Annotated in this window: 22 protein-coding genes; 8 read left to right on the top strand and 14 right to left on the bottom strand. The window is 48.2% G+C overall.

Annotated features, from left to right (window positions below; translation table 11 throughout):
• The 8 genes from WD312_01655 to WD312_01620 form a co-directional block, all read right to left on the bottom strand.
• A complete protein-coding gene (locus WD312_01655) occupies positions 1–663 on the bottom strand; it encodes a VTT domain-containing protein (protein ID MEX2563805.1) in 663 nt (220 codons plus the stop codon).
• The gene (locus WD312_01650; GenBank protein MEX2563804.1) at positions 660–1,691 is read right to left on the bottom strand and encodes a DUF2157 domain-containing protein; all 1,032 of its coding nucleotides are present in this window, start codon (positions 1,689–1,691) and stop codon (positions 660–662) included. The genes WD312_01655 and WD312_01650 overlap by 4 nt, the downstream gene beginning before the upstream one ends.
• 11 nt (positions 1,692–1,702) lie before the next feature.
• Positions 1,703–2,239 carry a hypothetical protein gene (locus tag WD312_01645; protein ID MEX2563803.1) on the bottom strand — a complete coding sequence of 179 codons (537 nt, stop codon included), beginning with the start codon at positions 2,237–2,239 and terminating at the stop codon, positions 1,703–1,705.
• Between the two features lie 175 nt (positions 2,240–2,414).
• Positions 2,415–4,991, bottom strand: a complete 2,577-nt coding sequence (gene secA / locus WD312_01640) for a preprotein translocase subunit SecA (GenBank protein MEX2563802.1) — start codon at positions 4,989–4,991, stop codon at positions 2,415–2,417.
• A gap of 88 nt (positions 4,992–5,079) precedes the next feature.
• Positions 5,080–6,855 carry a bifunctional sulfate adenylyltransferase/adenylylsulfate kinase gene (locus WD312_01635; GenBank protein ID MEX2563801.1) on the bottom strand — a complete coding sequence of 592 codons (1,776 nt, stop codon included), beginning with the start codon at positions 6,853–6,855 and terminating at the stop codon, positions 5,080–5,082.
• 57 nt (positions 6,856–6,912) lie between these two features.
• Entirely contained in the window at positions 6,913–7,968 is a 1,056-nt protein-coding gene (murB, locus tag WD312_01630) for a UDP-N-acetylmuramate dehydrogenase (GenBank protein MEX2563800.1), read from the bottom strand.
• A 20-nt stretch (positions 7,969–7,988) separates the two neighbouring features.
• Entirely contained in the window at positions 7,989–10,232 is a 2,244-nt protein-coding gene (locus tag WD312_01625; GenBank protein ID MEX2563799.1) for an O-antigen ligase family protein, read from the bottom strand.
• A 63-nt stretch (positions 10,233–10,295) separates the two neighbouring features.
• Positions 10,296–11,543: an oligosaccharide flippase family protein gene (locus tag WD312_01620; protein ID MEX2563798.1), complete on the bottom strand. Its 1,248-nt coding sequence runs from the start codon at positions 11,541–11,543 to the stop codon at positions 10,296–10,298.
• A gap of 79 nt (positions 11,544–11,622) precedes the next feature.
• On the opposite strand from WD312_01620, the gene WD312_01615 reads away from it, so the two are divergent.
• The 8 genes from WD312_01615 to WD312_01580 all read left to right on the top strand — a co-directional run bounded on the left by WD312_01615 (position 11,623) and on the right by WD312_01580 (position 17,821).
• Positions 11,623–12,348 (top strand): class I SAM-dependent methyltransferase, encoded by a 726-nt coding sequence (locus tag WD312_01615; GenBank protein MEX2563797.1) that lies wholly within the window; start codon positions 11,623–11,625, stop codon positions 12,346–12,348.
• Positions 12,349–12,351: 3 nt separating this feature from the next.
• Entirely contained in the window at positions 12,352–13,239 is an 888-nt protein-coding gene (locus WD312_01610; protein ID MEX2563796.1) for a sulfotransferase domain-containing protein, read from the top strand.
• Positions 13,236–13,985, top strand: coding sequence for a GT-D fold domain-containing glycosyltransferase (locus tag WD312_01605; GenBank protein ID MEX2563795.1), 750 nt, complete (start codon positions 13,236–13,238; stop codon positions 13,983–13,985). Before WD312_01610 ends, WD312_01605 begins: the two co-directional genes overlap by 4 nt.
• Positions 13,986–13,992: 7 nt before the next feature.
• Positions 13,993–14,772 (top strand): class I SAM-dependent methyltransferase, encoded by a 780-nt coding sequence (locus WD312_01600; GenBank protein MEX2563794.1) that lies wholly within the window; start codon positions 13,993–13,995, stop codon positions 14,770–14,772.
• A gap of 95 nt (positions 14,773–14,867) precedes the next feature.
• Positions 14,868–15,476, top strand: a complete 609-nt coding sequence (locus tag WD312_01595; protein ID MEX2563793.1) for a class I SAM-dependent methyltransferase — start codon at positions 14,868–14,870, stop codon at positions 15,474–15,476.
• A gap of 139 nt (positions 15,477–15,615) precedes the next feature.
• Positions 15,616–16,221: a hypothetical protein gene (locus WD312_01590; protein ID MEX2563792.1), complete on the top strand. Its 606-nt coding sequence runs from the start codon at positions 15,616–15,618 to the stop codon at positions 16,219–16,221.
• Positions 16,215–17,090, top strand: coding sequence for a sulfotransferase domain-containing protein (locus WD312_01585; protein ID MEX2563791.1), 876 nt, complete (start codon positions 16,215–16,217; stop codon positions 17,088–17,090). Before WD312_01590 ends, WD312_01585 begins: the two co-directional genes overlap by 7 nt.
• Before the next feature lie 17 nt (positions 17,091–17,107).
• Positions 17,108–17,821: a class I SAM-dependent methyltransferase gene (locus WD312_01580; protein ID MEX2563790.1), complete on the top strand. Its 714-nt coding sequence runs from the start codon at positions 17,108–17,110 to the stop codon at positions 17,819–17,821.
• Here the strand turns inward: WD312_01580 and WD312_01575 are convergent.
• From WD312_01575 to WD312_01550, 6 genes are read right to left on the bottom strand one after another with little or no spacing between them, the layout of a single operon-like run.
• Positions 17,802–18,995 (bottom strand): glycosyltransferase, encoded by a 1,194-nt coding sequence (locus WD312_01575; protein ID MEX2563789.1) that lies wholly within the window; start codon positions 18,993–18,995, stop codon positions 17,802–17,804. The two genes, WD312_01580 and WD312_01575, sit on opposite strands and share 20 nt — an antisense overlap.
• A gap of 40 nt (positions 18,996–19,035) precedes the next feature.
• The gene (locus WD312_01570; GenBank protein MEX2563788.1) at positions 19,036–19,410 is read right to left on the bottom strand and encodes a hypothetical protein; all 375 of its coding nucleotides are present in this window, start codon (positions 19,408–19,410) and stop codon (positions 19,036–19,038) included.
• Between the two features lie 16 nt (positions 19,411–19,426).
• Complete coding sequence (locus WD312_01565) at positions 19,427–20,500, bottom strand: glycosyltransferase (GenBank protein ID MEX2563787.1); 1,074 nt, start codon at positions 20,498–20,500, stop codon at positions 19,427–19,429.
• Between the two features lie 3 nt (positions 20,501–20,503).
• Complete coding sequence (locus WD312_01560) at positions 20,504–21,688, bottom strand: glycosyltransferase (protein ID MEX2563786.1); 1,185 nt, start codon at positions 21,686–21,688, stop codon at positions 20,504–20,506.
• Positions 21,685–23,019, bottom strand: a complete 1,335-nt coding sequence (locus tag WD312_01555; protein ID MEX2563785.1) for a helix-hairpin-helix domain-containing protein — start codon at positions 23,017–23,019, stop codon at positions 21,685–21,687. The genes WD312_01560 and WD312_01555 overlap by 4 nt, the downstream gene beginning before the upstream one ends.
• A gap of 18 nt (positions 23,020–23,037) precedes the next feature.
• Positions 23,038–24,948 carry a type IV secretory system conjugative DNA transfer family protein gene (locus WD312_01550; protein ID MEX2563784.1) on the bottom strand — a complete coding sequence of 637 codons (1,911 nt, stop codon included), beginning with the start codon at positions 24,946–24,948 and terminating at the stop codon, positions 23,038–23,040.
• Positions 24,949–24,956: the final 8 nt, after the last annotated feature.

Here is a 24,956-nt window from a genome sequence, read left to right as displayed (position 1 = left end):
CTACGATATTGATCTACGAGGTGACTCTTGGTACCGAAACCACACTAATTTATACAACATGAATATAAAGAAGGAGACAAGAACAGCCATCAGTATCACGTATTCGAATCGATCAATGATCGTCCAGTACTGACGATAGAATACACCGACCTGCGAACCTATCATTGCCAAAAATGCCACCCTGATCATGGTTCCCAAAAAGGTATAGAGCAGATACTTCCAGAGCTTCATGCGAATAACACCGCAAGACAGCGAGATGACCGCACTCGGCACAAGAGGGGCAATTCGCAAGAAGAACAACACCGTGGCGTCCGCCTGCGTGCTCTTAAACTTGTCATGCCTTCTTTCTACACCACGCCAGCTTAAACCCGCATATTTACCCCAGCGCTCAAGCAAAGGTTTTCCGGTGAAGTACCCGAGATAATAGATCGCAAGCGACCCGATCGACACGCCAAGTGCGATAGGCACAATAATTGAAAAGATCATAGTAACTGCAAAATCAGTCGTTACTTCATTCGGCAACAAAAAATACCCGGCACCCAATTGAACCACGGCTGCCGGGATCGGTACGACCACCTCTTCAATGATTGACGCAAGAAAAAGTCCCACGCCTCCAAGCGGGATCAATGTCTCTTCAATAAACGTTATGAGTGTTTCTATCATAGACGAAGGTTTTGAGAACTATTAAATTGATCTGCTTCAGTATGTGATGATGTTTTCATTCGTTGATGCAAACGATAGGCACCGTAACTGACTGCTATGATAACACCTCCGAGCGCAATAAGCGCGATCGGCCATGCAGCTACCGCATCCGGAAAATACTCTGACGTGATCTTTATGAGATAGACGATAAGTGCCAACGATGACACAACAAGAATACTTCTACTCGTAAGATATACACTGCCGGCAAACCCGCCAATCAACAAAAGAGGATACGCAAGGTTCCAAAGATCACCTCCCGCAAGCCCGGCACCAAGTATGCCAATAGCGCCAAACGCATATAGCGCGCCGGAAAGCGACTGCTCACCTCGCTGAACAAGCCACTGTCCGCCGGCGATATACATTGTCCCGATCACGATCGTGAGCCACTGATATAGATAAAAACTATCGAACGGCACGGCGTTGCCGTGGTCAGTCGTAAAATTAATGAACGCCACCAAAAACCACGTACCCAGAATAATCGCAACCAACAAGAAAAGTCGAAGCTTTTGAAGCAATAGGTATGACGCAATAGCGAGGATCACACTAAAAGCACTGATCACTATTTGCGTGCCGGCGGTGTGAACTTGCATACCCGCTTCGTGCAGCAACACCGCTAACCCGATCGGAAACAGAACAACACCTATGAGCAGCAGCGCATTTGCCACAAATTCAGACTGTCTTCTTTTCAATCTATCTAGAGTTGTGGTCATGTACCCAACAACACCGAGAATGTACGCAAAGACACTTACGCCCAAACTCAAAAGTACACGAGCCAATGATCCGAGTTGATCCCAGTTCATTACCACAAACACGATCACGCCCATCAAAATAATGGCGCCGCCGATATACGAAAGTATACGGATCAAAACGAGATTCTTGTCTTCCGGATCCTCTTTATACGGCGCCACAATAGACTGAACCTCCTGAGCAGTTATCTCACCCTGATCAAGTGCTCGCTTCAGCTGTGCAACCAATGTGTCTCTATCCATAGAAATGTATGTTATTCGTTTATGATCCAGCCGTAAAATTGAATATTGTAGTAGTACGGTGAAGCTGATCTATCAAGCTCAATAGACCGGCGAGCAACACCGTGCTCAAGATACCACGTGCGCCCGCCGGAGGTGCCGAACAATTCAAAGATACCGCGGTGATTAGAATTATGAACCAGCGAATATCCATCCGGAGCCTCAACATTCTCATCAAGAGTCAGTTGTCGAGCCTCATCGAACGATATACTTTCATTCTCGCCATCCGCTACACGATGCACAAAAAGATCGTACAAAGCCTCCGGCTCATCACCCTCATCACAACTGTTGGTTATGCGCTGCTCGAGGACGCCATCTAACACCTCATAGCCAAACGAGCAGTGTCCCATGACGCGCGGACCGTCATACGGAACACCATAGAGAAGATCGTACTGTGGTTCAGGCGCAAATACACGCGGGACATAGACCACAAATACAATAGCGACAATAAGAATAACCGGCAGTGTAAGTGCTATAAGTAACGCCACGTTATTCTTAAGCCAATATTTCATGTACTGATTATACCACAAACATTATATCCCCTCAGAGCAAACTAACAGGGAGGGAAGTTCTGCATTGTATCAAACCCGCCATACACTGTATGACGGGCTACACCCCAAGAGCTTTCGAGCTCATGACTCTTCTATTGTATTCTCTACCTCCCTCTATACTAAAGGCGGCACCCTGTTATTTACTCTTGATGCGCCAGCCTTGCTTGAAATACGGATCGGCCTTCTTGTATTTGATCTCCATCTCCTCTCCATCTTTCACCAGGATCACCTTTTCATTACGACCAAAACTCTTTCCGGATGGACGCTGAAGCCCTCGAGAAACAGGAGGAAGCTGTGACGATCCTTCCGGCGGCGTACCAGTTGTGTTAACAGCGGCGACCTGAGACGGGTCTTGATGCTGGGCAACAGTTTTGCCAAATCCGCCCATGGCAATGTTCTCACCTTCTAGATTCATAAGGCTCTTGAGAACTTCATTCTCGATCGACTCCTGAAGTTCACTAAACAATCGAACTCCCTCTTTCTTGTATTCAGTTAATGGATCGTGCTGACCGTACGCGCGCAAATTCACGCTGTTTCGAAGGTGGTCCATTACCTCAAGATGCTCCACCCACAACATGTCGATGGTCTGCAAAACCACCTTGCGAGCACCGGTATAGAACGCCTCCTCACCAAGCTCTTTTTGGCGCTTTTCGATCATCTCGACAACGTCCTCGCGAGCGCCGTCCATAAGTCGAGCCACTTCAAGTTTAACCATCTCAAGATCACCGGTAAGAATAGTTCGCCGCTGGCTATACACTGTCTTGCGCTGATGGTCAAGAATGTTATCAAAATCAAGAATACGCTTACGTGCATCGAAGTTGAGTCCCTCGATCTTTCGCTGGGCACTCTCGATCGCACGGGTGATCATTCGATTTTCGATGTGTTCGTCCTCAGCAATGCCGAACCGACCCATCATGCCTTTAATCCTGTCTGAGGCAAATACTCGCATCAAACGATCTTCGAGCGAGACGAAGAACTGCGTCTCACCCGGGTCACCCTGTCGCCCGGCACGACCACGAAGCTGATCATCGATTCTTCGCGCTTCGTGCCGCTCGGTTCCCAGAACATACAGTCCACCAAGATCTTTCACTTCTCGGGCAAGCTCCGGAGTCGTTGGGCTTCCTCCAAGCTTGATGTCCACTCCACGACCGGCCATGTTGGTCGCGACCGTAACCGCTCCTTTCTGTCCGGCTTGCGCGATGGTGCCTCCTTCACTCTCATGGTTCTTCGCGTTCAGCATCTTGTGCGGCACTCCTTCTGCTTTCAGATATTCAGAAAGGATCTCGTTCTTCTCGATCGAGATAGTACCGATTAATACCGGCTGCCCTTTATCGTGGCGCTCCTTTACCGTTCGCGCTATCGCCTTGAGCTTTCCGGCTTCGGTCTGAAGAATAAAATCATTGAGATCTTTTCGCTGGATCGGGTTGTTTGTCGGGATCTCAAGCGTATCTATGTTGTACACTTTTCGGAACTCCTCCGCCGAGGTAATAGCCGTACCGGTCATTCCGGCGATCTTCGGGTACATCCGGAAATAGTTCTGATACGTAATAGACGCGGCAGTACGTGACTCATGCTTCGTCTCGATCCCCTCTTTTGCTTCGATCGCTTGGTGCAATCCTTCAGACCATCGGCGCCCCGGCTGGAGACGTCCGGTAAACTGATCCACGATCACCACCTCTCCATCACGAACCACGTAATCAGTATCACGCTCGAAGAGCGCCTTAGCTCGTACGGCGGTTTCAAGATGGTGCACGTACTTGATTCCCTTTTCTGTATAGATATTATCCACGCCCAATAGACGCTCCGCCTTGCTGATACCATCGTCAGTAAGTGAGATCGCCTTCATCTTTTCATCTACTTCGTAGTCTTCATTCACTTTCATCTGACGCGCGATCGAGGTGAACGTCTGGTATAGCTGCTCAGACTCAGCCGCCGGAACCGAGATGATGAGCGGTGTTCGTGCCTCATCGATAAGAATAGAGTCGATCTCATCAATGATCACAAAATTAAATCCGCGCTGTCGAAGCCGGGTTGCGTCCTGCTCCATGTTGTCGCGCAGATAGTCAAACCCAAATTCGCTGTCGGTTCCGTACGTAATGTCTGCCGCGTACGCTTCGGGACGAGCTACTTCGCGCAGATAGTCATCAACGACCTTGAACGACCCTTTTTCGTCTCGCTCTTTATCAAGTGATTCAGCACGAGCCGGATCGTACAGATACGACACCTGGGTGTTGACCGCGCCGACCTGGAGTCCAAGGAAATGGTAGATCTGGCCCATCCAGACCGCGTCACGCCGTGAGAGGTAGTCGTTCACCGTAACAATATGAACACCGTTTCCGGTTAGCGCATTGAGATAGGTCGGCAGTGTTCCCACCAAGGTCTTTCCTTCACCGGTTCTCATCTCCGCGATGTTCCCGCGATGCAACACGATACCTCCTAACAGCTGTACGTCAAAGTGCCGCTCGCCGAGTGTGCGCCGAGCAGCTTCGCGAACGACCGCGAACGCCTCAGGGAGAATGTCATCAAGCGTCTCAGCCCTGCCTTCCGGCGGATTCAGTCGGCGCTTGAACTCGTCAGTCTTTGCTTTAAGCTCTTCATCCGATAGGGCCTTGATACCCTCCTCGAGCTCATTGATCTGAGTCACGATCGGCCAGAGCGGTTTAAGTGCTCGGGCGCTTTCATCTCCAAATAGTTTCTTGATCGTATTCAGCATAACTGTACCAGCATACACGCTGAATAGGCCTGTTTCAAGTTTTAAGGCACCTTTTGAAGAACGTGCCTGTTATTTGCAGTTTTGACGTTTATTCAGTAAGAAGTGCACGAGATTCAAGATACGCAACAATAGTGGCAACACATTCCTGTGGTGTTTGCGCGCTCGTATCAAGTTTGATCTCGGGATCGGTCGGCTCCTCGTACGGATCAGAAATGCCGGTGAAATTTTTTATGTTCCCTGCCCGTGCTCCGGCGTACAACCCTTTCACATCGCGTGCTTCGCAGGTTTCCAGCGGCGTCGAGACATACACCTCAATATACTCACCGTTTGCGCTCACTCGGCGCCGATTTGCTTCTCGAGCCGCTATATATGGTGCGATGGCAGAGCAGATCGCGAGACCTCCGTGCTTGGCAACCTCGCCGGCAACAAAACCGATCCGCTCAACATTGGTGTCTCGATCCTCTTTTGAAAAGGTTAGTCCTTTTGAAAGATTCTCTCGAACCACATCCCCATCGAGCAATGTCACCTCGCGGTTATACCGCTCAAGGATATATGCCGCAAGCGTTCGGGCTACTGTTGTTTTGCCGGAACCGGAAAGACCGGTGAAGAAGATAACGGCACCACGGGTCGTGCCCACCTGTCCGTTCTCCTGATTATTTTTACGAGTACTTTTACGAAGAATCGAAACAACCTCGGGAAACGAGAACCATTCCGGAATATCTTCGTTCTCGAGAAGCCGGCGGCGCACCTCCGTACCCGATAGTTCTTTTATTGATTGATTCGGTGAAACTTCATCTTCAGGTATGAACTCATCTTTTTCCTCAACATACACAACCTTCTTCATCGGCACTACTTCTATACCCAGTTCATCTGCGTATTGAGCAACGAGCTCGTGAGCATCGTAATCCCCATAAAACGGTTCGCCCGCCTCGTTCTTTCCCGGACCCGCGTGATCACGACCGATAATAAAATGCGTGCATCCGTAATTCTTTCGGATGATCGCATGCCACAGTGCCTCACGCGGACCGCCCATTCGCATCGCCAACGGAAGCAAAGAAAGCTCGGCAATGTCTGAGAGATAATTTTCGTGGAGCACTTTATACGCCTTGACCCGGGTCACGTGATCAATATCCCCGTCCTTGGTGACTCCGACCGACGGATGAACGAGCGCCAGCGCACCGTGATCGCGAGCAGCCCGACGGATCAGGTCATGATGGGCACGGTGAAGCGGATTGCGTGTCTGAAATCCAACCACGCGCGAGACACCTCGCTCACTGAACCGGTCACGCAACTGCCGCGGGGTGAGACGGTACTCGGTAAAATCAAAATACTCCGGCAAACTAATACCGGTGACCGGACCACCAATGTAAGTTGAACCAGTTTTCTCAAATAGATACCGCACACCGAAATGCGACTTGTCCGTTGTCCCGTACACACCCTCGGCTTCGGCTGTCTTGTCCGGCTTGTAGATAGATGTCACCTGCAATAGCGCAAGCGGTTTGTTGTAGCTGTCACACAGTACAACCTCATCGCCCTCAGCCACATGTACCCGATCTTGATCAAGCACGATCGGCATCGGCCACACTGCACCACCAGGAAGACGCATCGTATCCACGACACTGCGATATGTCACCTCATCCATAAACCCTTCCAACGGAGAAAATCCACCCACCAAAAGCAGCTCCAGGTCACACAGCTGACGCGGAGTCAATATGATGCGCACGGCACCCGCAATGCGCTCACGAAGATCGTCACTGTCTCCGGCATACAAAAGATCTTTCAGGTCCCCGCCGTGAGCAGGATACGTTCGGCCGGCGGTAGCTTTCGTGTTTCTTTTCGTATTTCTTGAAGAGCTTTTAGACATGCCTTAGAGTATACCAAAGAAAAACTACTATCCTCATTTTGCTATTATTCTTTCGTATCATTCTTCCGGCAGATAGCGCACCTCGCGAGCAAGTGTAATACCTGTTGCCTTTTGGACCTGCTTTTGCACATCATCTGCCAACGCATGAATATCCGCAGCTGTTGCCCCTCGCTCAGCCACCACAACCAACGGCTGGCGCTCAAACAACCGGACCGGACCACGATGATACCCCTTGAGTCCGCACGCTTTGTCGAGTATCCAGGCGGCCGACACCTTCACCCGCTGTTTTCCATCCTTGTCGTCTACATCCTGATCATCAACCTCATAGTGCGGAAGCTCCGGGTACTTCTCGAGGAGGCGGGGAAGCTCCTGGCGTGAGATGATCGGGTTAGTAAAAAAACTGCCGGCGGTTCCGAGCTCAGTGAGGTCGGGAAACTTCTTTGCCCGTATCGTCAATACCGCCTCGCGTATCTCAGCCAGCGACGGTTGCACAGACATGTCCGTAAAATACTCCTGAAGGTCTTTGTATGAAAGTTTTGGATTTGTCTCAACAGCAAGCCGAAACGCCACCCGGGCAATGACCCAGCGCCGGCCTTCGTTTGATTTAAAGTAACTCCAGCGATACGCAAACTCGCACTCCTGGGGCGAGAACACCTTCTTCTCGCCGGTCTCGATATCCACCGCCTCGACCCACTCCAGCACATCCTGTATCTCCACCCCGTACGCGCCGATATTCTGAACCGGTGCCGCCCCGACACTGCCGGGGATGCCGGAGAGATTTTCGAGCCCCCATAACCCGCGATTCACTGTGTCTGCAACCAGCTCGTCCCAACGCTCGCCGGCCCCGGCAACCACCTCCACCTGCCCTTCTTCTTTCTCCTCATAACCCACTCGGGTGAGTGCGCAATGAATCACAAGACCGTCGAGCCCCGCATCGTCAATGACCACGTTGGAGCCTCCCCCGAGAATAAAAACCGGGAGCTGATTCTCCCGCGCGTGTGCAAGCGCCTCCTCTAACTCGTCGACCGTGGTCACCCGCGCATAATACGTAGCGGGTCCACCAACACCGAACGTGGTTAACGGAGCAAGTGGTTTCTGTTCTTCGATATTCATACCCGACACTAAGAAGTGTATTACCGTTCCTCCTGAATTCGTTCGATGTACGAGTCGATCTGCGAGGCAAAGTTCGGGTAGTCCGCCTTTATACTTTCAAACTCTTGGATCGCTCGCTCTGAGTCCCCCATCTCGTAATAGGTCACAGCGATCAACACTCGCTCCTGCGCGACCTGTTCAAGAACTGAGGGATCCTCACTTGCTTCTAGGCGTTCATTGAGTATCTCAACACGCTGTCGGCGTACCGCTATAAGCTCTTCATACTCGCCTCTTGCCAGGTACGGCCCCAGAAGCTGATCACTAAAAAGAGCGGATTCTCCGAGCGGCTCAAGCACTTCTTCTGCCTGCTCCATTTCCCCGGCATATCGCAACGCGATCGCGTAGCGAATACGCGCCTGATCATAATCCGGATTCAACTCGAATGCCCGCTTGCTCCACTCTACCGCTTCCTCGTACTGTCCTTGCTCAACATGAATGCTCATTAACTGAAACATGATCATCTGTTTGTGTGGCGATGTTTCCAGTCCCGAAAGCAGCCTCTCTTCCGCCAACTCAAACTGACCGGCCTCTGTCAGCATTTGCCCCCACACAACATACGGCCTCGTATCGTGAGGAAAACTCTCGGCGTGTTTTTCAAGTTCCGAATCTCCTAACTCAACATACCCTTGGGTGATCGACGGGTCTACGTCCTGATTTATTAGATCCGCTGCTGTCTGAGCGATCTGTTCGCGTATCTCCTGAGAACCAATTCCTCTTTCTGCGTACGCCAGAGCGTTCTCAAAATGCGGAAGTCCACTTTCGTATTGATCCATTGCCACATTACGAAGTCCGGTTAAAAGCTCATTGCTCGCTACATACGGCCGGTATGCCGTCATATAGATCGAAGCGATGACCCCCACCAGCGCGAGTGATGCAACAACACTGTACACCGGCATATTTACCGCCGGCAAAGCGGCAAGCACGCGCCGATCATCCGAAGCAGTCTGTCGAGCGACATACGCCATCACCACAAAGAACAGAATATAGCTCGTGATACTGTCGAACACGAATAGATTATGTACCGCATACGCCACGACCATACCGGTCAACACCACCTTCTCGAGAAACGGCCAGTTCTCACTCGGGTCTCTCCAGATAAGCCAGAGTAATACCCCGTACAGTGAGACATACGTGAGCAGACCAAGAATACCGGCCGCCGAAAGCCAGTCGACGAACGTATTGTGAGCGCGATCGAACCACTGCTCACGAGTAGCGAGGATCGGGTCATAGTTTTTATCGAACACCACACCAAAGTTCTCCTGCCCCCAACCAAGCACCGGACGCTCTTCCAGACCCTGCAGAGCGATTCCCCAAATGTAGAGACGGGTTGTACCGCTATTGACCCCGGTAAGATTGATCGACGCGAGCGTACCGATCACCGGCACATCATTTACTGCTTGCACAAAACTATTCTCCTCAGCAACGTCAGGATACGCATTGTTTATAGTCAGAACCGAAGCAAATCCGATCGCAGTGATCAAACCGAGTGCAACCACCCCAAGAGCGATCTTACGAAGTGCCGGATATCCCCTCCCAAGAACAGCAACTATAAGCGCCATTACACCAAAGCCCACGAGAAGTCCGAGCATGGTACCTCGCGTATCGGTCAGCATCATGATCAATATCAAAAACGCAATGATCGCGCCGTAGCTGATCGTGTATCCGATATGCTTCCCCCACGTCCGCACCAAGAACAAGCACGCCAGGAAAGCATGGAAGAGCATGTAGATCGCCACGTAGATCGAGTTTCCGAGCAGGTTACTTGCTCGTACCGAATCACCTCCTAGAGCATGCAGTCCGACAATGACCGAGATGCCAATAGATATGTGAAAAAACCAGCTCCACAATCGCTCGGTTGTCAGAACAGAACTTGCTACGACAAAGAACGCGAGCAGGTGAAGTATCGTAACGAAGCCCTCCATTCGCTCAAAGTTCGACCACAAGCTTTGGGCGGGACTTATACCGAATAGATCAGCCAGCCCCACAACCAGCACAAATAGTAAAAGCGCATACAGCATCGGTGAGCGATGCGGTCGATACCGTGGATCCGCAGCAGCGAGCAAGAGCCAGCCGGCAAGTGCCAGACTTACCAACACCCGAAACATAATGTTCTTTCCGGTGATGTACGGAAAGAACAGATCGTTGGCAACAATAAGCGCCACGGCCGGCACCAGCATTACCAGTCCGATGACCGCATACCGAATAATGTCATTCACGTCTTTCATATATCGCACACTATATCAGATAACATACTGTATACACCACTGCACCTGTTATTTATTCAGCGATCACATCCGCCAGTACAAGAACGTCACTAACACTCCTCGCACTATTTCAGCTACAACAATAGCAAAGACGACCCCCCAGATGCCCCACAGCGGTATAAGGACAAAAAAGAAAAGTATCTTAAGCGAAGGCACCGTGATCTGAAGTATGTATTGTGAGGTTGTTTTCATCTCCGCCAGAAGTGACGCGCCAAAGATGGCAAATGGCGTGAATGCAACAAGAACGGTCAATGCCTGAAAATATACAACTGACTCAACGTACTGAGGAAATATGAACTCATAGATATACGGCGCGCTTACCGCAAGCAAAAACGCCGCCGGCACTGATACCGCGAACAATCGAAGCGTCTTATAAAACACTTTTTTCTTTCGAGCCTCACCGGCAACTCCGTGCTGACTGAGTTTAGGGAGAGCAAGCTCTTTGATCGAGAAAAATCCCTTCACCTTTTTTACCGGATCGATCGCAAAAGAATACACCGCGAGATGGGCCGGGGGGAGAAACGCAAACAGGAGTATTTTATCTAAATGGTCTGCAGCTGTCCCTATGACACTCATGACCGTCAACGACTTGCCGTAAGAGACCATATCTTTATCAACGCGGTGGTTGCGCAACCGAGACATCGTAAATAGATACACACCAATCCCGAATACCGCCTGAACTCCAAAGAAAGCCAGAAGGATGTAGACAAGATTATCGGTTACCCACAGTGTCGCCATAACGGCCACCGCTGAAGCAAAGGTCACGATCAAATGTGTCGCTATCTGTATATTGAACTGTTTTCTCCCTTGCCAAAACTGCTCAGTCGTTGGTTCAGCCATTCGCAGTGGGAACAAAAAGGCTGCGACGAGAAAAGCCGCGAGAAGAAGAACATCCTCATTCCAAAAATACCAAAGCCCGACACAACCCAACGCAATACTTGTAAGCACTGACCATTTCATTCTCACCCAGAACGCCGTGAGGAATGATCCTTCATCTCCCCGAGCCACACTACGCACCAGGGCGTTCTTAATACCCGGCAGTGAAAAAATGGTCAGTACGCTTACCGTAGCAAGCACGAACTGATAGTTACCGTATATTTCAGCCGGAAGCAGATTGGCAAACACCACCATCGTAGCAAACGAGGTGGCGGAGAGAACGATTTTACCCACGGTTAACCAAAACCCGCCCCGAGCCGCGTAGATCATATCGGTTTTCGTATATTGCTCGCTCCAGCGCAATAAATGCTTCAATCGTTCTTTTGCTCTAACCATAGAAAAATTATACACTGCTTGCATCTATACTATAGATCAGCCTGTACTCATTCTCGCATACATATGATCGTATACCATCATGATTAATCTTGCTACAACACTCCGGTCGATGCGGTCTATTGACGGCTGGCTAACCGACAAAGAAGGAGCGGTTCTCTATACACTTGCTCAAGCGTGCCCAAGTGATATGGCTATTGTCGAGATCGGCTCCTGGAAGGGACGCTCGACACTCTGTCTGGCTTCGGGGTCAACCGAGGGAAACAGCGCGCGGGTGTACGCGATCGATCCACACACCGGATCCAAGGAACACCAACAACTGTTCGGCCAGGTATGGACGTTTGATGAATTTAAAAATAATCTGGAAAAGCACGGTGTTGCTCAGAGTGTAACACCGATCGTATCGACCTCGGCCGAAGCCGCCGAGACCTTCGCCGGCACCTACAACCAAACGATCGGACTGCTTTTTATCGACGGCGATCATTCCTACGAATCTGCCAAAGAGGATCTTGAGTTGTGGTTTCCCAAAGTTGCCGTCGGCGGCATTGTTGCCTTTCACGACGCTCTTACTTGGGAAGGCGTCTCTCGCCTTGTCGACGAAACCGTATATCGGTCTCCTCACTTCAAAAAGCCGCGTATCGCCAGCTCAACCGTATACGCTCAAAAAGTAGATCGGAATACACAACTGGACCGTCTTGAAAACAGAGCGCGGCTCTTTCTCAAAAAAGTGTTCCAAAACAAACGCGTCCTGATCGGTTACTTTCGCCGATGGAAGCGATCGCTCAAACAGAAGCTCAAGCGTGTATAAGAAATGTTCACGAACACACCACAGCCCACCTTCTTTATTCTCGGCGCGCCAAAATGCGGCACCACCGCGCTTTCCGAGTACCTACGCGATCATCCGGATATATTCGTATCGGAACCAAAAGAGGCTGAGTACTACACCGCCTATTCTCGCGCCCGAGACAAATACCGCACACGCGAGGAATATCTTGCTCAGGCATTCGCCGGCGCCGCCGGGCACACGGCTCTCGGCGGAGCACCGACACGACTTCTACGGACCCCGGAAGCTATTCCAAACATTCTTGAACATAATCCCGACACCCGGTTTATCGTAATGCTCCGCAATCCGATAGAGATGTTCGAGTCTCTCTACTGGCAACGTGTCTATGAAGGATCTGAGCAAGCACATGCTCCGGAAGAAGCGTGGGAAAAACATAAGCAAATAGACACCAAAAAGCCGCGCCAACCCGGTGATACCAACAACGGTGAACTTCGCTACGGCGAGATCTGCCGGACCGGCGAGCAGCTCGAACGTGTATTTAAGCAAGCAGGAGAAGACCGAGTACTTGTTATCTTCTACGACGACCTCAAGAAAGACCCGAAAGCCGTCTACCAAAAAACCCTCTCGTTTCTCGGTGTTGAGGACGACGGCAGAAACGACTTCCCGGTTATTCACCGCAGGAAAGCAACTCGCTCACCTCTTGCTCGCCGGCTTATAAAATTGGCTGGCCGACTTAAGAAAGCACTCGGCATCCGCCGCAGCCTACGGAACCTTCCGTTCGTCCAGAAACTCATCGGCGGAGCGAAGCCTCTCTCAGACACGTTCAAACAAGAACTGGTAGAATACTTTTATACAGACATCGAGAAACTCGAGCGTCTGACCAACAGAGACCTCTCTCACTGGAAACACGTATGAACAAAAAGATCCGAAAACTGAAGGTTTGGTCAAGAATTGCCGCACGGCTTGCATGCAATCCATTCAAACTCAACGCTTCTCTTGAAGATTTTCGGTTTCTCTCAGACCGCGAGACAATTGAATACATCAAAAATAGCAACGTCGGCATCGTCCGATACGGTGACGGCGAGCTTAACTATACCGTCGGTTATCCCGCCGTACATCAAACGCAAAACGCAACGCTCAAAAGAAAGTTGACTAACGTTCTTGCAGGCTACGCCGGACCAAAAACCTATCTTTTGGCAGTCCCACTTGATCTTCTCTTGACCAAGAACTACGCTGAGCGCAACAGCACACCGGAAAACTGGCGAGCCCCGAAATACGCTGCGTTACCTCTTCTCAAGAAAGGCGCTGTGTACGGGTCACCTTTCTGCTTTCGCTTACAAGATGTAATAGACGATAACCCCGAAGAATATAAAGAACTTGTTCTTTCCTTATTTAAGGAAAGAGATGTCATTTATGTAGGCAGCGGGCAGGATGTAGCCAAGCACATTTCACCAGCAACCTCAATTCCCATTCCATCCCACAACACCTACAAGTACTATCACACACTACTTAAAAAGATCACAAATGAAGCCAATCAATTTAAAAACCCCCTCATTGCAATTTCTGGTGGAGTTACTGCAACAATTCTTGCGGCAGAGCTGAATGAAAAAGGTATACTGGCGTATGACACCGGATCACTTTTCGGGCATCTTAAACTATAAATACATTATGGATAAAAACGTAATGCCGTCCCATTTATGGGAAACATATGCCGAAGAAGTACTAGAACGTATGCCTGAATTTCAAAAGATTCACCAGAATCTACACGCAACCCCCAAAGAAGAACTCCCAACTATCAGGCGAACCCCAAACGGAACCATCGCTGGATCAACCGGTTTATCAGATTGTATTTATCTTTATTTATTAGTGCGAGAACTTAAACCAAACATTATTTTTGAGATCGGTACATGGATCGGTACGAGTTCAATGTTTATGGCTGAAGCACTCAAAAAGAACGGTGCTGGTCATATATACACCTGTGACATAAATATCTATTATGCACTAGGTTCAAGTTACGATAAATTTATTACCTTCGTTAACGCACCGAGCGAAAAGGCTATCGATAATTTACCTAGAGACACACAGATAGACTTCTGTTTTATTGATGGATCGATCAATCGGCCTACGCTGCACTCGATCGCACAGCACACACATTCTTCTACAACACTAACGACACATGATGTTAAGCTGCCAGATGAAAAAGGGGTGTTGAACCTTGCCAAACTAATACCTCAGTACCCACATCACGAAGCACATCTACCAAAACCACTTACTTTTAACGGAATCACTGTTAATAACTCAACGGGCATCCTTGCACCAAACACCTCCTCAAACAATATACTGACACGCTTAGGGCACGTTATGTGGAGTTATTTACTAGCAGCTCTTCTTACTATTTTCTACTATACAAGCCGACTTTGGTATAAAATTAACAACATGCTCAAATAACAACCACGCCATACTCTAAAAACAAAGAGTATATGGTATTGTGGTTAGAATCTAAGATAATTCTGCTTCCTGCAATAGCACCCTAAGAAAAGCTCATGATTTTTTTTAAAAGAAAACAATCCGTAAAGGGCTACAGTAAAGAAAGTGATCAACCCTACTTCAAAAGTACTGTTTTAAATACACAAGGAAGAAGAGAAGGTGTTGATATTTCAACACGATTTCGTGGACTTGAAGAAATCGCGACTACGACAATCTGCAAAAACGCGACGCTGCTCGATCTTGGGTGCGCAGAAGGTTTAATTTCATATGAGTTTTTCAAAAAAGGTATACGTCTCATCCATGGATTCGACATCCAAGATATTTCAATAACACTTGCCAATGAGTTATTTGAAAAAGAGAAAGATAATCTTTCTTTTGAATTTCGACAGGCGGACATCAATGATTGGGGAAAATTTGAACATGAAAATGCCGATTTACTTCTTCCTTCCTATGATATAGTTCTTTTCCTTGGTGTTTTTCATCATCTTAATGAACAGGATGCTAAAAACACACTTCAAAATATTATTAAACGCACGAAAACATACTTGGCAATACGAACGAACGACCTTCTTCCAAGAGCAATGATCGACTCAGAGTTTGACCAGATCCCAGTAATGAATCAAGATACAAATACTGGACAACTATCTATTTTTAAACGTCGCTAATACTATCATCATGAGGTATCACTTTTTTTGCTCACGAGGAGGCTCTGGGTCAAGCGCACTGAATACCCTTATTCCAAAAAGCGGTTATGGGGCATTCCACTCTTCAAAGCCTGACACGAGCTTCGTGCCCAGGCAATATATGTCAGCAGATCAAAATTTGCCTGAATATAATGCTCGACAAGTAATCAACGGATATGAGGAATACCCTAACGAAACATCTTGCGCAACCTTCTACAAACGATCAGGATTTCAACTTGTCTTGGACAAAACGATTGATGAAAACTTGGTCAACTACCTTGGCTATGTAAAAGAACACGGTCAAACCGCCCTATTTAACATGATGCCGGTGATGAATTTCTTTAGTCGGCACAATGTTCAAGATGTTGTTTTTCTAATCCGCCACCCACTCTACGCATATGTTAGCTGGACCAAGCCACACCGTCATTTAAGTGTAGTTGAACCTTATGGTGGAGTTAATTCAGTAGGCGGTATAACTCTATTTTCAACTCTTTGGAGAGGCCTTGCTGAAGAGTACTTGCTGCTTAAGGAAAAAGAATTGGATCCCATACTGATCAGGTATGAAAATGCAGAAGAAGATGCTGCAGCTATCGATCCAGGACTTGCAAATATATTTTCTTCTTGGCACGGAGGAAGTAGCAATAAAAATGCTTTACCTTCTGAAAGCGAGGAGCTACTAAGGTCAAAAGTGGAAGATGTATTTTCTCAACTATACACAACATGGTAATAAGATCATATCTACATCCAGAAAAGTGGTATCGGACAGCAAAATACATTGGTCTTGGAAGCGGGCCATTTTCTCGAGAATACCCAGAAATGCATCGCAACAGATTTGCCGAGGTCATGATCGTATCTTACCCAAAATCGGGAAGAAGTTGGCTCAGAATGATCATCAGCGCCTACGTAGCCGCGCTCCATGGTAAACCGCTCGACCACCAAGAAGACATTACAGACCTACGTCACCAAATTTCTGATATACCACATATAGTTTTTGTTCATGATGGAAGCACGTACGCTCAGCCTATCAACGTACCTTCTGAAGAGTTAAATGCAGACAAAACCGCTTTTGAAACAAAAAAAGTTGTTTTGCTTGTCCGGGATCCTCGAGACGTACTGGTTTCTTACTATTTTCACTGCACACATCGTCAAAAAGTATTTGAAGGTACTTTGAGCGATTTCATACGAGATGATCGGTTTGGCATACGCAAGCTTATTACCTTTCTTAACCACTGGAATAACGCTCAAAAAATACCTGCATCATTTACCTTGCTTCGTTATGAAGACATGTCTAGTGACACCTATCATGAAATGGTCCGTCTAATAAACATATTAGGTCTTCCTTTGAAAGAAGAGGCTCTCACTCAAGCTATTGCATTTTCAGCATTCGACAATATGAAAAAACGTGAACGTTCTGGTGAACTTTATATTAAAGGACGATTTGGCGCAGGAGAAACAAAAGACGAACAAAGCTATAAAGTCCGTCAAGGGAAGGTGGGCGGTTACAAAGATGCTCTACAGCCTGATGATATAAAATATTTAAACGATCAAATCAATAATTTCCTATCTCCCTTTTTTGGGTATCACACAAAAGATTAAAACCTTACAAAACAAACATGAAATTTATAAAAAAAATAAAAAATAAAATTCGGAGATTTTACAATCACTACCTAACAACTTTTTTTCCCTTAAAACAACTTGGGAGAATTGTCGGCAGTGCAAGTAAAGCAAAAGGAACAACGAACACTGAAGAGCGGCTTTTTTTGTACCGCATGATGATCAATCACCACAAGCTTGGAGTTGCACTTGAAATTGGATCCTACCGAGGCGCGTCAACTGCGGTTATTGCACAAGGTCTTATAGATAGCAAGAGAAACCCTGAAACATCCGTGTTTTTGTACTGCATTGATACTTGGAATAACGATGCAATGTCTGAAGGACAACAGGATACATTTGAATCCTTCCAGGAAACAACTGATCCCTGGAAAGATATAATCAAAACGATACAAGGGAACAGTCATCATGTTGCTGTTCCAGAAAATAGTACATTTGACCTTGTCTTTATTGATGCAGATCACTCATATGAAGCCTGCCGCAAGGATGCAGATAAATTCGCACCGTACGTAAGAGATGGAGGCTGTCTCATATTTGATGATCACATTTCTTTTTCGGGCGTTACTCGAGTTGTTGGCGAACTGCTTGCAGGCGGCCACTGGTATGTAATTGATAGCTGTAAAAACACGATCGCCTTACGGCGAGACGAACAGTCCGTAGAAAACGATCGAAGAACTGAACGGCCACGACTCGATATTATTCCTCCTTCTCGCTAACTACTCTACACCACTGCTCAATAACAGAATTCATTTGAAACGCCTTAAGACCGGTTAGCCGATCTTTGAGCGGTTTTTCTAAGATCTGTATCATAGCATCAGCAAATACTTTCTCCTCTTGCGTCAATGCGCATGATTCACTGCTTTCCCAAATTTGTTCAAAACCAAGCGGCATGGTCAAAATACCATACTGTGTCATGTAGGGGTATGTAATATTTTCAAAAATACCAAGCTCCGGCGCGATGATCTCACGCGGACCAGTAGCACAATCAGTTGTGACAACCGGCAAATTGACTGCAAGAGCTTCAAGTACCGTGTTAGGCATCCCTTCCCAGAGAGAACTAAATATGAATACATCACTTGCTTTAAGAAAAGAAAAAACGTTGCTCTGTTTTCCGAACAAAAAAACATTATTATTCAAGCCGCAATCAGCAATGAGTTTTTTTAGTTTATCTTTCAATTTCCCATCCCCGACAAGGACAAGCGTTGCATCATTATTTTTTTCCACAACTTTTTGAAACGCGCGTACGAGATGCCATTGACCTTTTTGTTGGACCAAACGTCCTATAGATATAAATAAAGGTGTTCTATTTTCTACCCAGCGAAATTCTTCCGGAAGGGGGTTTTCTGCTCTTTTTTCTATCATCTCTTTATCAATCGGATTATATATCGTCGCTGTGTTCGTTAATTTATAATCTTTTTTTAGGATCTCTTCAATACCTCTTGTGACAGAGATCACTCTGTCAGCAAATGGATATAGGAGCCGCATTAAGACTTTATATAATGTGTTTCTATAATGAGGATTGTTTCTCACTGAAACTATTATTCTACTTCTGTTGAAAAAAAGCTTCGTTAGTATGGAATAAAAACTCGCCTCTTCAAGGAAGGCTACTGTCGTTTGTATATTATGTCGTTTACAATACTGTGCAATATCCCAAACCCGCATCACTGCTTTTATCGGTTTACTGAATTTCTTTGGCTTCTCATGCCTACTATAATAAACCCCGTAATACGGATACGTCTGCGGATATTCATAGAACGTAAGCAGATGCGTCTCAAAGCCCTTATCACTCAGTTCGTTCCCGACTGTAGATGCAACCCGCTGAGCACCACCACCGACTTCGAGGTTGCTAATAACGATCAGTATCTTTGGTTTTTGTTGGTTTTCCGCCATATATAGGCTTTCTAAACGGCTCACAAGCAATGTGAGCTGTTTATTTTACCGCTACGTATACCACGCTTCTTCCGGTTGTGCCATTCTGTTGAATACGTCCTTCTTCCTCCAACTCATCCAAATACCGGGTCGCTGTTGCCGAGGATACATCCAACACATTCACAACGTCAGCGTTCTTGATCTTCTTCTTGCCCTCGAAAAGAACAAGAATGCTATCTTTGCGCTCATCTTTCACTCGCTGACGTTCAGCGTGATATTCCTCTAAACCACCTGACCGTTCAAATGATTCTTCCTCTTCTTGCTTCTCTTTCTCCACTCGTCGAAGTTCATCACGCAATCTTTTGTTATTAACCAATAAGAACAAACAAACACTTAGAAATATGATTGTGGATATGGCGAGTGCTCCTGTTTCCATAGTCGATACTATATCATCACTCTCCACTAATACGCAGCTGATCTACCGCTTGCTTTATATCTCGCCCGTGACTCTTTGGGTTGTAGTATTGATCAAACATCTCCTTTCCGGCGTGAGCAATTTTATTCCGCTCTGCGTCATGCTCGAGATAGTAGTGGATCTTCTCTATTAACTCATCGAGGTTGTTGTATGAGACATAATGTACATCTTCTTTGGCCGGAAGCGGTATCTCCAGATCACGAAACGAAGGACTGCTGATCATAAACGCACCCAGGTGCCACAGCTCATTATGCCGGTACGTGAACTCGCCGATCCCGTCGAGGGCAAGATTTATCTTTGAACGATGGATCGTATCAATGAACTCCTGGGGTGTCAGCTTGCCGAACTCGAGTTCAGGATCGGGCAGACGATCACGTGAGGCGCTCGGCTGTAGTCCGCCGTACGCGTTAATGTCTGGCTCCTCGAGGACCCGTCGCCATACATCCGGTCGTACATCATTCTCTCGCGTGACCGCCCCCGAAAAGAACACGTCATACTTATACGCTTCATTTTCTTGAGCGGTTTGACGCTGGTTCGTGAGCCATGTGATCGGTTTTACGATCGGCGTTTTCTCCCGGCGTAACAGCGGACATGAAAGCATAGACGCGATGATCTTGTGCTTATTGCTTTCTGACAAGGAATACCTGTCGCGGTCGATGAACGGCTCTCGCTTTACCACAACATCATACTGATCCAAAACCTCGTTAACGGGCATATGCGCGGCGCGGTCAAGTCCGATAAACAACACTGTTGGTACTGAAACACCTTCAGCGATAATCCTCATTGCTTCATATCGATCTGACGCAATAGCTTTGTGATCGCACTTAAAATTCACAACAACCGCATCGTACCCTTGAGCATTCTTTCCACTCTTTAGAAACGCTTCAGCGGTCTGTTCTGTCACATCAAACTGGGACGCAAGCGCTTCTTCAAAAAACCCTTCCTGACCGGTGTAATACGCAAAATGACGCCATGTTGAAACGATCCTCTTTTTTAACGGCTCACGTGAATGATCCCGTCTGATATATAATGCTTTCGGTTTTGTGTTCATAATCTACGATTGCGACCGTGATGTATTATGTGCTTCATTATACACGCTCCGGTACCCGGCGGCGGTTTTGCTGATGTGAAAATCGTTTGCGCGGTTTTTGTTTGCCTCGGCGAGCTCGGCCCGCACATCCGCGTGCTCGATCAAGCGCGAGAGACGCTTCTGAAATTCTTCGCTGTTATCCAAAGGATATACCTGAAACGGCGCTTGCTCGAACTGCTCACGCGCTCCACCGACATCCGAGGCAAGGACCGACACCCCGGCAAAGAGCGTCTCTATCAGGGTGACCGAAAGCCCCTCGTACCGGCTTGGTAGAACAAAAAGATCAAGACCTCTCATATAACGAGAAGCTTCAGGGATCTCGCCGGGCAAATATATTATTTGCTCAAGCCCTTCTCTCCGAATATGGCCAAGGATAGTTTTATGTAAAGGACCATCGCCAATAATAACAACTTTGAGTAAAGGATGCTTACCCGACAGATCAGCAATTTGATCTATCAAAAACTCATAATTCTTCTGGTACGCCAGTCGGCCGATCGATCCGATAAGAAACGTCTCGTCGGTTATCTTCGCGCCGGATAACTCAGCGAGCGCCTGCCGGGCCTCAGAGCGATCTTCAAAGACAAGCTCCTCAGGGTCCAGTCCGTTGTAGATCACGGTGCCGGCGCCTTCCTTAACCAGCCCCATCCGCGTGGCGGTCTCGAAATTCTCAAAACTCACAAAGACCGGCTCATCAACGAACGCGAGCAGGATCCGGTATATCCAGATATAGAGTCGTCGCTTTAGGCTCGACATCTCATAGTGCTCGTCGAGGAGCGAGAGACCGCGGAATGTAAACACGATCCATGGTTTTTTCTTTGAGAGTTTTGCGGCGAGGGCGGCAAAAAGTGCATTTGAGCTGTTGATGTGTACAACATCGTACTGCTCTTGATTAAAGTGCCGCACAAACTCGGCGATCGAGCGCACGGCGTAGATCGGATTAAGGCTACGGCGTAAGTATTCGAATCGAACGTGCTCAATACCGGCGGCCCGGCAGCGCAGTGCCAGGTGCTCTCCCTCGCCGGAGCCGACGGTCACGTCTGCCTGAGGGCTTCGAGCGAGTTGGCGGGCAAGGTTGAACACAGAGGTCTGGGCTCCGCCGACTGTTCCTCGGGTAACGACGATAAGTACTTTAAAGTGAGATTCGATCATACGTTTCGTTTCTGCCTCTCGTCGTTAGGAAGACTCTCTAAGATCTCGTAATCATCAGCGGAATCACCTGCTGCTATCTCTGTTTCTGCTGTCTCTTGGGCTACAAGACCTTCCTCAAGACCCTCCTGGGGCTTTGCTACGATAAACCCGAGTATACCCAGCGCAACGACGCCAAGCAAGCCGGCAAGCCACGGCCAGAGCTTGCCGGATGAATCAGAAAGCGAGACCGAAGCGGCAACGCTTGTCGTGCCTCGTACTTCCCCGCCTCCTTCATCACCCGCTTCACCGTCTTCTTCTTCGGCAACCGCATTCTCAGCTGCCGACTGAACAGGCGCTGAATTGCTTGGGTTGGTCTCTAATCTAGTCTGTGAGGCATCAGCCTGTTTTGGCTCCTGTGTATTATACTTATCGGCTAGATCGCCGTTCGGATACAAGAGTGAGACATCCGGCCGGGCAAGCTCCAGGCCGGTAACCACCGAAGGCAAGGTGATCGAGCTGCCTCCGGCTATGAATGTATCGTCGGGGATCGTATATGTCTGCCCACCGGCTGAAAGATGCCAACCGGTCAGCAGATATTCCTGAACGTCATTGTTGGTGAGGGTGATCGACCCATCGGGAGAAAGCGAGACGTCACGTATCGATACACCTCCTTCGTGGACCGTGATCGTCTCTTTGATCCGCGCTTCTTTTGTGCGTGTTTCAGCATTGATCACCACAACGTACGTACCCGGAGCTGCATAGATATGCGTCACTTCCTTTCCCTGTGCCTGGGTACCATCGCCCAGATTCCAATCAAAGGAAGTTGTGTTTGCCTCACTCTCTTCAATGCGTGCATCGACCATAAAGGTTACCGGGGCTCCGGCCACAGCAACAGAGGGTGAGAGATCGAGCGAGACCGAAAGTGGTGACTCCATCTTGCTCTCGTAGTCATCGCTACCGCCGGAGCTGGAACTACTTCTCTCTGCGTCTTCTTCACTCTTTGAGTCGTCCGTGGTGTTTTCCTCCTCCTTGGTATCTGTATCATCGTCGTCATCAGTGTCGTCTGTATCAGTATCGGAAGAACCGCTTACCGTAATGTGGTCTTTTATACCGTTGAAGGTTGCCGGGCCGATACCGCTCACTTCTTCAATCTCGCTGATCGAACTAAAGTGGCCATTATTATCTCTGTACGCAACAATGTCACCGGCCTTTACTTCTCCGACACCGGTGAGCTCTTGGAGCATCTCCACACTCGCTGTATTTATATTGATCGCATGATCTGCCTGGAGTGAAAACACCGGCACAGAGAAAATCGCAATAAGAATGAGTGTTTGTGCGATCTTCCAAGACATTATCCAAACGGTATATAATTAGCGTTTTGCGTTCTTTGGGTCATCTTCGTCAGCACCAAGAAGCTCATCGAGGACTTCTCGGGGGACTTCTCGAAATTTCTTTTCTTTTGGTTTTTCCTCCGGAATACTCTCTTGTTGATCTTTTTCTTTGTTGTCTCTTTCATCCTTGCTCTTCTTTTCGTTCATTTTTTCGCTCTTGTCCGGCTGTTCTTTCACTTCTTCTTTTTCCTTTGGTGCTGAGTCGTTGCTACCAAGCAGGCCTCGCTCTTTAAGCGCATCTTTGAGAGATGTGCCGGACGTATCTTTTCGTGGTCTTTTCCGATCCGATCGAGAAGCACTATTCTCTTGTTTAGATTTATTTTCCTTCTGATTGGTCGTCTGATCTGTCTTCTGACCTTGACTTACCTGCTTGCTGATAGCTGCAAGCGCGGCACGCAACTCATCGCTACTCTTTCCTTCCGCCGGCTTTTGAGAAGCCCCGTTGCTGTGCCCGGAGTGTTGTGATTGCGGTCTTGCTTCCCCTCGCTGCCGGTCGGTACCTTGTGCTTTTGACGGGTCTTTCTGCTGATCCTTCTGCTGGTCCCTTTTGGGTTTCTTCTTCTGCTGCTTATCCGCCGGTGATTCTTCATAGTCTTTCACATGAATACCTTGCCATTCGTTAATAGACTTTTCTACCTCCTCGCGCGACTTCGAATAGTTCGCCCGTGACGCATCAATAACCTCGTTTCTGTGCGAGGTGTCTTTTTCTTCTAACGGTGGCAAGGTAATAGCTGAGAATGGCGGCGAGGACACACCGTCGATCATCAGCTTTAAATAGATCTGCGCAAAGCCGAGGTTCACCAGATCGTTGGCATCAAAGACCGGCTCGAATTCTTTCTCGAGGAACTCAGCGTCATATGCTCCCACACGGAAGGTGATCATAGTACCGACGTTGCCAAAGACCGCGGCGCGCACGGTCTCATCCATCTGCTCGATATACTGGTGAGCCATGGTGAGGTTCAGCTTGTACTTACGTGCCTCGGAGAGAATGTCGGCAAAGGACTCGTTGGCGAAGGACTGGAACTCATCCACAAAAAGATAGAAGTTCGGCAACTTCTCCATGGTCTCCGGGTCAGTGTCGGCGCGCGACATGGCAGAGAGATACATTTTGGTGATAAGCATACCGCCCAAGAGGTTGGCGTTCGTCTCGCCGACTCGCCCCTTGGAGAGGTTAATGATCACGATCTTACGCTCATCCATGATCCGACGCAGATCAAAACTGGAATGTGGCTGACCAATGATATTGCGAATGACCGGATTGGAAATAAACTGACCGATCTTGTTCTGGATAGCGGCGCCGGCCTCCTGCATATACCGCTCGCCGTACTTGGCAAACTCATCGGTCCAAAACGCCCGGACCGAGGTGTCAGTGACGTTCTCTACCACCTTCTTTCGATAATCTTTATCAGCAAGCATTCGGTTCACTCCCATCAAGGTTGAGTCGGGGTACTCCAAAAGCGCTAAGAGAATGTTATTTAAAATGTACTCCATTCGTGCGGACCACGCGTCTATCCAGATCTTTTTGAAACTACTCATCAAGCCACTTGCTACCAAGTGGCGCTTATCAGCCCCGACATCCTCCATCACGTTGAAAGAGAGCGGATGCTCCATGTCGAACGGGGCAAAATATACCACATCATCGAGACGCTCTTCCGGTACATAGTCCAGCAAGAGATCAGCGGTCTTGCCGTGCGGATCAATGAAAGCGATACCCTCGCCATTGCGGAGGTCCTGGATCGCCATGTTCTCAAGCAGAGTGGACTTTCCCATGCCGGTCTTTCCGATCACATAGACATGACGGCTCCGGTCCTTCGCTTTAATGCCGAAGGTTTTTTGGCGATTGCGTGAATCAGTTTTCGCAAAGTACGTTACACGCTCTTCATTACTCATGTCTGCAT

Source organism: Candidatus Paceibacterota bacterium (genome assembly GCA_040905715.1).
GTDB lineage: Bacteria > Patescibacteriota > Minisyncoccia > Phycocordibacterales > CSBR16-193 > JBBDHZ01.
This window is presented reverse-complemented; position numbering and strand designations above follow the sequence as displayed.

Bases quoted from the DNA above. Each gene is read 5' to 3' on its own strand.
- WD312_01655 (MEX2563805.1), bottom strand. From the start codon at position 663: ATGATAGAAACACTCATAACGTTTATTGAAGAGACATTGATCCCGCTT.
- WD312_01650 (MEX2563804.1), bottom strand. From the start codon at position 1,691: ATGGATAGAGACACATTGGTTGCACAGCTGAAGCGAGCACTTGATCAG.
- WD312_01645 (MEX2563803.1), bottom strand. From the start codon at position 2,239: ATGAAATATTGGCTTAAGAATAACGTGGCGTTACTTATAGCACTTACA.
- secA (MEX2563802.1), bottom strand. From the start codon at position 4,991: ATGCTGAATACGATCAAGAAACTATTTGGAGATGAAAGCGCCCGAGCA.
- WD312_01635 (MEX2563801.1), bottom strand. From the start codon at position 6,855: ATGTCTAAAAGCTCTTCAAGAAATACGAAAAGAAACACGAAAGCTACC.
- murB (MEX2563800.1), bottom strand. From the start codon at position 7,968: ATGAATATCGAAGAACAGAAACCACTTGCTCCGTTAACCACGTTCGGT.
- WD312_01625 (MEX2563799.1), bottom strand. From the start codon at position 10,232: ATGAAAGACGTGAATGACATTATTCGGTATGCGGTCATCGGACTGGTA.
- WD312_01620 (MEX2563798.1), bottom strand. From the start codon at position 11,543: ATGGTTAGAGCAAAAGAACGATTGAAGCATTTATTGCGCTGGAGCGAG.
- WD312_01615 (MEX2563797.1), top strand. From the start codon at position 11,623: ATGATTAATCTTGCTACAACACTCCGGTCGATGCGGTCTATTGACGGC.
- WD312_01610 (MEX2563796.1), top strand. From the start codon at position 12,352: ATGTTCACGAACACACCACAGCCCACCTTCTTTATTCTCGGCGCGCCA.
- WD312_01605 (MEX2563795.1), top strand. From the start codon at position 13,236: ATGAACAAAAAGATCCGAAAACTGAAGGTTTGGTCAAGAATTGCCGCA.
- WD312_01600 (MEX2563794.1), top strand. From the start codon at position 13,993: ATGGATAAAAACGTAATGCCGTCCCATTTATGGGAAACATATGCCGAA.
- WD312_01595 (MEX2563793.1), top strand. From the start codon at position 14,868: ATGATTTTTTTTAAAAGAAAACAATCCGTAAAGGGCTACAGTAAAGAA.
- WD312_01590 (MEX2563792.1), top strand. From the start codon at position 15,616: ATGTCAGCAGATCAAAATTTGCCTGAATATAATGCTCGACAAGTAATC.
- WD312_01585 (MEX2563791.1), top strand. From the start codon at position 16,215: ATGGTAATAAGATCATATCTACATCCAGAAAAGTGGTATCGGACAGCA.
- WD312_01580 (MEX2563790.1), top strand. From the start codon at position 17,108: ATGAAATTTATAAAAAAAATAAAAAATAAAATTCGGAGATTTTACAAT.
- WD312_01575 (MEX2563789.1), bottom strand. From the start codon at position 18,995: ATGGCGGAAAACCAACAAAAACCAAAGATACTGATCGTTATTAGCAAC.
- WD312_01570 (MEX2563788.1), bottom strand. From the start codon at position 19,410: ATGGAAACAGGAGCACTCGCCATATCCACAATCATATTTCTAAGTGTT.
- WD312_01565 (MEX2563787.1), bottom strand. From the start codon at position 20,500: ATGAACACAAAACCGAAAGCATTATATATCAGACGGGATCATTCACGT.
- WD312_01560 (MEX2563786.1), bottom strand. From the start codon at position 21,688: ATGATCGAATCTCACTTTAAAGTACTTATCGTCGTTACCCGAGGAACA.
- WD312_01555 (MEX2563785.1), bottom strand. From the start codon at position 23,019: ATGTCTTGGAAGATCGCACAAACACTCATTCTTATTGCGATTTTCTCT.
- WD312_01550 (MEX2563784.1), bottom strand. From the start codon at position 24,948: ATGAGTAATGAAGAGCGTGTAACGTACTTTGCGAAAACTGATTCACGC.